This is a genomic window from Microcystis sp. LE19-131.1A (genome assembly GCF_027532015.1).
Lineage (GTDB): Bacteria > Cyanobacteriota > Cyanobacteriia > Cyanobacteriales > Microcystaceae > Microcystis > Microcystis ichthyoblabe_A.
The window spans coordinates 1-5,528 of sequence record NZ_JAPZSS010000110.1 but is presented as its reverse complement, the minus strand read 5'-3'; the positions used below and the strand labels follow the sequence as shown (position 1 = coordinate 5,528).

The 5,528-nt window shown below is 40.4% G+C and carries 2 protein-coding genes and 2 pseudogenes; 2 read left to right on the top strand and 2 right to left on the bottom strand.

Annotation, left to right across the window (positions count from 1 at the left end; all coding sequences use genetic code 11):
- Nucleotides 1–120 (top strand): annotated as a pseudogene (locus tag O9323_RS09735) (IS5/IS1182 family transposase); the annotation flags it as partial.
- A gap of 55 nt (nt 121–175) precedes the next feature.
- Here the strand turns inward: O9323_RS09735 and O9323_RS09730 are convergent.
- Both O9323_RS09730 and O9323_RS09725 read right to left on the bottom strand, forming a co-directional pair.
- A pseudogene (locus O9323_RS09730) lies at nt 176–1,213 on the bottom strand (serine/threonine protein kinase); the annotation flags it as partial.
- A gap of 426 nt (nt 1,214–1,639) precedes the next feature.
- Nucleotides 1,640–2,977 (bottom strand): proton extrusion protein PcxA, encoded by a 1,338-nt coding sequence (locus O9323_RS09725; RefSeq protein ID WP_130756736.1) that lies wholly within the window; start codon nt 2,975–2,977, stop codon nt 1,640–1,642.
- Between the two features lie 78 nt (nt 2,978–3,055).
- Here O9323_RS09725 and O9323_RS09720 point away from each other — a divergent pair, with 78 nt between their 5' ends.
- Entirely contained in the window at nt 3,056–5,146 is a 2,091-nt protein-coding gene (locus O9323_RS09720) for a PD-(D/E)XK nuclease family protein (protein WP_149107329.1), read from the top strand.
- The last annotated feature ends 382 nt before the right edge of the window (nt 5,147–5,528 follow it).

Here is a 5,528-nt window from a genome sequence, read left to right as displayed (position 1 = left end):
TTTAGAATTTTATCATCAAGATACAGGAATCGGAGACGACGTTTTGGTCTGAGATTTAATTTAATCGCTGGCATTTACAACTACGAACTTGCTTTAGGCTATAATCAAGTAGCTGAATAAGACTTTTGCAGGAGGTCTAATAAACCTGGCCAGAATGACCAGTAAGGGTTTTATCTACAGGTGAAACCGGCGGAGAAGGATTAATATTAGGAATAACTGGCGGTTGTTTTTGAGTTACAACAGGCTGCGGATTTGGTGGTGGTGGAGATGGTCTATTAGGAGTTATAGGAGGTAACTTTAATTGCCTTTCAATCTCATCCAAACGCTGTAAAATAACCCTAGTATTAGCCGGTCTATTCTTGGGTAATCTTCCCATCAAATCATCAATAAAATCCAACAATAACGGGTGAATATTTTCCGTTTCTTCTCGCCAAGGTAAAACATCATTAATCGGATCATAAATTTCTAAGGGATGTTTTCCTGTTAATAAATGCACAAAAGTTCGTCCTAAAGCATGAAAATCTGATTGAATCACTGCTTGGCCATGTTGTTGTTCATTGGGGGTATATCCGGCTGAGGTAATACCTGTCACCTGTTGACCTTTTACCTTTTGATGATAGGTTTGGGTTTCTTCCCTTGCTGTGCCAAAATCAATTAACACCAACTCGCCACTATTCCGCAGCATGATATTAGGGGGTTTAATATCTCGATGCAGCCAATTCTGTTGATGAATTTTATCGAGAATTAAAGTGATTTCTCTCAGCCATTTTAAGGCTCGTTTTTGACTTAAACTATCATACTGCTTTAGCCACTGTTCTAAATTAATCCCCTCCACTTTTTCCATAACTAAACAGTGTAATATTTTCCCTTCCCTTGTGGAATATTGAAAATAGGCATCTGCTCGAGGAACACCGGTGACATTTTGACGACTCAACTCTAATAAAACGTCATATTCCCGTTTAAATAATTCAACTGCTTTCGGTTCATTATTCCATTTTTCTTGTAATACCTTGAGGATTTTGGCTGTAAAACCTTCAAAAGCCTCATAAACAACGCCAAAACCGGTCGTATCACTCAATAACCGACTCACTCTATATTGACCATTTAACAACAACTCAGAGCCGCAACTTTGACAGTAACGAGTATTCGAGTTATTATTACTCGGATGGTCTGGTTGAGAACAATCGGGATTAATACAGTAACAGGGTTTCATCTCGGCTATCAGTTATTTTATTGGGTTAATAATTGCAAGTTTTCCCTCCCTGACCTTGATAGCATTTTATCATAAGTAAGTAGTTATGATTAAATTGAAGAGAGATCTTGCATTTTTCAAAACGTCGTGCTTTGTAGGTTGATTCATGAATCAACGCTCCCTAGGGTTCTTTCACTCTCTCCAATGTCATTCTCTCCAATCCTTATCTGGCAACGTTTTTAGTCGATTTCTCGGAATAAATAGCTGAAAAACACCCCGCGCATTAGTTTTTCGGTGGGATGCTTACAAACAGCTGCTGATATATCTGTAATAATTTAAGAGTCACTGATAATTGCTGATTGTCGGTATTTCTGCAAATCTGAGATGCAGCCAAATTATCCCCCCAAATTAGAAGGGTAAATTATCAAGTTTCTCCCTGATTTTACCCTATTCATTCATATTACGATAGGTAGCCACTGCCGAGGGAGAAATGCGATTGAGATAACGGAAAATCCAATATTTTAAGACTGTATCCAAGATAACGGGAAAAGTGGCGATAAAGAGAAAATTAAACTGGCGATTTTCTGGTAAACCGAAATGACGACTTAACCCTTCTAGGATCACTTCCCAACCGTGGGGAGAGTGGAAACCGACAAATATATCGGTAAAAAGAATAATTAAAAAAGCTTTAGCTGAATCGCTAAGATTATAGAGAATGCCATCCAGAAAAGACTTGACAATCTCAATTTCTCGACGACTAAAAGCGACAACACAACCAAAGGCAATCAGGGAACAAATATCGGCGAAAATATTAGCGATCGCATTTAAACCTCGTTGGCGAAATTCTTCACTTAGTACCGCTGCTTTTTTGGTAATTTCTCCCTCGATTTCTTCGTTAGATAATTTGGGTGCTAAACCAATCATACCTCGAAAATGTAAAGCTTCCTCAAATCTTCTCAATTCCGAAAAAGCTTCTTCTTCTAAATCCTGATTGATAAAAATAAACTGTTCCTGTTGTTGGAAATATTTATTAACCAAGGGGGTAATTAGGAAAGTTTTGGTTAATTGCTGGGTCAATAAAGGAACAATAATTAACAGTAAAATAAACTTGAGGGAAATGGCTGTTTTATAACGAGAATTGCGAAATTTCTTTAAAACTGCCTCCTCCGATTCCTCCGCTTGGGGATCAATTTCCTGTTTAATGCGATTAAAAGTGTTGACAAAAGAACGGGGCAAAACCCCCGGTTTTTCCGTAGCTTTTTGGGATTTATTGCTTTTGATTATTTCCTCATCTTCAATACTACCCGCCGCTAAAAAAGAGCGATTCCTGGAAGTTTTATTTTTGGCTGTTTCCTGCTCAAAATTTCGGTTCTGGAGACTTTTGGGGACATCTTCAATATCTTCTTGCCAATAATTATCTTGATATTTTCCGATAACACTATCGATAAACTGAAGTTTTTTCAGACAAACATCTGTGGTGACAGTAATCACCCCATTACTAATTGTCGGTTGATTGGGACCGAAGGTATTCACGATCGAGCGACTAGCTTTAAACTCCGTCAATCTGACTTTAATTTTTTGCAGATAACCTTTAACTTCTGCGATAAAATAGGAATTAGTGCTGCTGCCATAATTCGAGAACCCATTCGCCACTTTTCGCCCTTGAAAATGCTTGTCTTCTATTTCCTTAATCTTCAAAGCTGCATGATACGCCTCATCTAAAGAACGTTCAGGAGTTTGTAATAACCATTGATTAACACCTTGCAAAATCCGATTAAGATTCATAGGAAACAATTACTTCCACAAGGGAGAAAAGCTAGAGTACCGATCAGTTATCTTAACAAATACAATCGAGAAAAAACGATGTCAATCATACCAATTTGGATCGAAGGTGGCACGCGATCAGGAAAAACCACCACTTTAGTCGGGGAATTTCGGCGCTGGGTGTCTCGCGATCGCTCAAAATCATCCCCCCTTCCTCGATCGATCTTAGTTTTCGCTGCCAACGATGATAATAAACGGGAATTAGCCGATCGATTAGCCATTGCTGTTAGGGGTAGCTATCCGATTCTCTGTAAAACCCCTTTAGGTTTTCTCACCGATGAAGTCATCCTGTTTTGGCCGTTAATTTTCGAGTTTTTGGAGCTAAAAGCGCAATTTCCCCGCCGATTACGCCCAGAAACGGAGCAGGAACTCGCCACCCGTCTCTGGCAACCAGCAATCGCCGAATTCTTCCAGCTTACTAGCATAAATGAATATCGTTTCGTCCGTCAAGTTCTCGATTTGTTACAATTAGCCGGTGCTAGTGGTGTTCCCGCAGAAAAGATACCCGAAAGATTAGCCGAAGGATTATCAGAAACAGATTTAAAACGAGTTTTAGCGATTAATGAGCAGGAAATACCAGAAAAAGTGGGAGAATTAATCATTCAATGGCGTGATTGGTCTCTAGAACGTGGTTTATTAAGTTATGGTATCATCTACGAACTCTATTGGCGCTATTTATTTCCTGATAGTCGCTATCAACAGCAACTATTAAAACGCTTCCGGGGGGTTTTTGCGGACGATGTGGACGATTATCCGGCTATTGCCAAGGATTTACTCAGTTTTTTCCTCGATCATGATTGTTTTAGCGTTTTTACCTACAATCCCCAGGGAAAAATTCGCTTAGGATTAACTGCCGATCCCGATTATCTACACGAATTAGAGAAACGCTGTCAAATTATGTCATTATCTACCACTGAGGGGTTAGCTGCTCAGTTTAGCGAGACGATTCTCTCCCTAATCAGCGACGGTAACTATCTTGGCAATCTTCCCGATCAATTCATCTCCCTGCAAACCACCTCTCGCGCTGAATTGTTACGGAAGACAGCCACAGCTATTATTCAAGCAGTCAAGCAAGGGGCAGTAAAACCCGAAGAAATCGCCGTTATTGCCCCCGGTTTAGACGAAATCGCCCGTTATAGCCTGATGGAAATTTTAACCGGTGCCGGGATAGCCGTTCAACCCCTGAACGAACAACGACCCCTGATCAGTTGTCCTCTGATTCGGGCATTATTGACCCTTCTCGCCCTTGTTTATGAAAATTTGGGGCGTTTAGCCCCCCAAGAGGCTATAGCGGAAATGCTGGTGATTTTTAGCCGTTATCGCTGGGATGAAGAACAAAATTTAATTCCCGATATCGATCCGGTTCGCGCTGGATTAATTGCCGATCATTGTTATCAAGTGGATCTGGAAAATCCCCGTTTATTAGCGATCGAAACTTTTCCCCGTTGGGATCGCTTAGGACAAAAAGCTTGTACTGCCTACGAAAGAATTTGTCACTGGATCGAAGGGATGAAAAAACGGCAGCAGGAAGCCAAACTTTTCCCGATTTTTGTCTTAAATCAAGCGATCGAACAATTATTAAACGATGGGGAAAATTTGCCCTTCGATCACTTGGCAGCTTTGCGAGAATTAATGGAAACTGCCCAACATTTTTGGGAGATCGATCGCCGTTTGCGTGAGAGTGAACCCTCTTTCCAAAGTCCCAGCGAAACTATTAGTCAGTTTATCCAACTTTTGCGCCGTGGTACAATTACTGCTAATCCCTATCCTGTGCGACAATTTATTAAATCTTCCTCAGCAGTTACCCTAGGCAATATCTTTCAATATCGTTCTTTTCGTTCTAGTCATCGTTGGCATTTTTGGCTAGATTGTTCCTCCCCACTCTGGGAACAAGGAGGTGCTGCCACTCTTTTTGCCGCGCCAATTTTTTGGCGAAAAAGTCCCTATCAACCCTGGACAACGGAAGCAGAATTAGAGGAAAATCAGTCCCGTTTACAGAGAGTTTTAAGGGATTTATTAGCAAGGGTAAGCGAAAAAGTTATCCTCTGTCACAGTGATTTAGGAGTATCGGGAACCGATCAAACTGGACAACTTTTATCCTTAGTACAAGCGGCAAAAGAATATGATTAAGCACTAGAAAAAAATTAACTTCTTGGTTAGGAGAGGCAATAGGCAATAGGCAATAGGCAAAGGGGGGGTTAGATATGTGTAATTAATTTTGCTTAGGTACTTAGTAAAAGAATTGGGGGAGATTCAGCTAATCTAAGGATAGGCGGTTAAGATGCGTCTGAGCTTATAACCTAATTTGGTCTTGACGACCGGCCAAGCTCTTGACTATCTAAGTAGGTAGGCGTTAAAAGTTGTCAGATGCCCCCCTTATTAAGCTATCCATTAGTCAGATCTTTCTTAACAAAAAGAGAAGAAACTTAAAAAAAGGGGAAACGATTGATAGGTATAGTTTTGAAAGAAGGAATTAAGGTGGAGGTAAGCAAAAAAATGGAGAAATGGGCAG